The sequence below is a fragment of the Halomonas sp. Ps84H-12 genome (genome assembly GCF_024124725.1).
Classification (GTDB): domain Bacteria; phylum Pseudomonadota; class Gammaproteobacteria; order Pseudomonadales; family Halomonadaceae; genus Vreelandella; species Vreelandella aquamarina.
In genome coordinates, this window is the sequence record NZ_JAMXSJ010000084.1 from 1 (window position 1) to 1,734 (window position 1,734).

A 1,734-nucleotide genomic window follows, 5' to 3' on the forward strand; every position below is an offset into this window, starting at 1 on the left:
ACTTCCATCAGGTCCTGCCGCTGCTGCGCCGTGATCTTCTGCATGCCCCAGTCATCCAGGATCAGCAGGTTGGTCTTCAACAGCTGGTTCATCAGCCGACCGTAGCTACCATCACCGTGCGCGATGCGCACCTGCTCGAACAGGCGCGGCACTCGCAGGTAGCGCACCGAGAGGCCTTGCCGGCAGGCCTGATTGCCCAGGGCACAGGCCAGCCAGGTCTTGCCGCAACCGGTAGGCCCGGTGATGCACAGGTTCAGGGACTGGCGGATCCAGTCGCTGCTCGCCAGGGCCGCCATACGCGAGCGTTCCAGTCCCCGGGGATGACGGTAATCGATGTCTTCGATGCACGCCGGCACGCGCAGGCGGGCGGCCTTGAGCAGCCGGTCCAGCCGACGGTTTTCCCGGTGCAGCACCTCCCGATCCACTAACAGGGCCAGGCGTTCCTCGAACGCCAGGTCGTGGGTTTCCGGTTGGGCGCGTTGTTGTTCCAGGGCATCGCCCATGCCCGTCAGCTTGAGGTGGCGCAAGGTATCGAGGGTGTTGTGCGTTAGCATACGTTTCTCCGGGATCAGTGGTAGTAGTGGGGGCCGCGAACGTTGGTGTGAACCGGCAGCTCGGTCAGTTCCGGTGGCTCCTCGACCACCGGCAGCGGTAACTGATCCAGCCCCTGCTTCAGGATCGAGGTGATGCTCTGGTAACTGGCGGAGTGGATGGCCAGCGCCCGGGCACGGGCCTGCTCAAGGCGATCACGACTGTAGCGCCGACTAAGGTTCAGAAGGCCCAGGCAGGCGCGGTAACCATGTTCCGGATGAGGCCGATCCTTGAGCTGCTTCTGCACCACGCCCAGCGTGCCGGGGCCGATGTCATTGGCCCAGTTCAGGAGCCGTCCCGGTGACCAGTTCTGATGGGCCTGGTGCGATTTAGGCATGTGTTCAGTCAGGGTGGCGAAGCGGCCCTTACCATGACGAGGATGTAGCGCCACTCGCTGCCCTTTGTGCATGACCTCCACGGAGGTGTCGGTCACCCGAACGTCCAGCTTCACCCCCACCAGGGCGTGGGGCACGCTGTATAGCCGCTTCTCGATCTCGATGTGATAGTCGATACCCGGCCGTGCCTTACGCCACTCGGCGTAGGTGTAGGGCGTGGCGGGGAGTGGTCGTAGTGCCGGTCGGTCGAGGGCATCGAACAGGCTTTGACGACTCTCTGTCCGTCCTTGGAACGGGCGTTGGTTCAGCGCTGGTAACAACGCGGCGATGGCGGCGTTCAACTCGGCCAGAGAGAAGAACGTCTGGTGCCGTAACCGGGCCAGGATCCAGCGCTCGACCAACAGCACGGCGGCTTCAGCCTTTGCCTTGTCCTTGGGCTTGTAGGGACGCGCGGGCAGCACCGCCGTCTGATAGTGAGCAGCCAGTTCAGCGTAAGTCTCGTTGATCTTCGGGGTGTAACGGTCCGCCTTGGTGACCGCTGCCTTGAGGTTGTCCGGAACCAGCAGTGCCGGCACCCCGCCGAAGAACGTCAGCATCCGTTGGTGGGAGGCGATCCAGTCCGGCAGGCTCTGGCTCCCGGTGGCCTCGGCGAAGGTGTAGCTGGAGGCGCCAAGCACGGCGACAAAGACCTGGGCCTGACGCATCTCTCCGGTGCTCCGGTCCACCACCGGCACGGTCGGTCCGCAGTAATCGATAAAGACCTTCTCGCCGGCCCGGTGAACCTGGCGCATGCTGCGCCGTTGCCGCC

2 protein-coding genes are annotated in these 1,734 nt (G+C 64.2%); both read right to left on the reverse strand.

What is annotated here, in order from left to right:
- On the reverse strand, positions 1–554 hold a 554-nt coding region (locus tag NH344_RS18075), incomplete at its 3' end, for an ATP-binding protein (protein WP_253028285.1).
- Positions 555–568: 14 nt separating this feature from the next.
- Positions 569–1,734, reverse strand: a 1,166-nt coding sequence (gene istA, locus NH344_RS18080) for an IS21 family transposase (RefSeq protein WP_253028286.1), incomplete at its 5' end; no start/stop codon positions are given.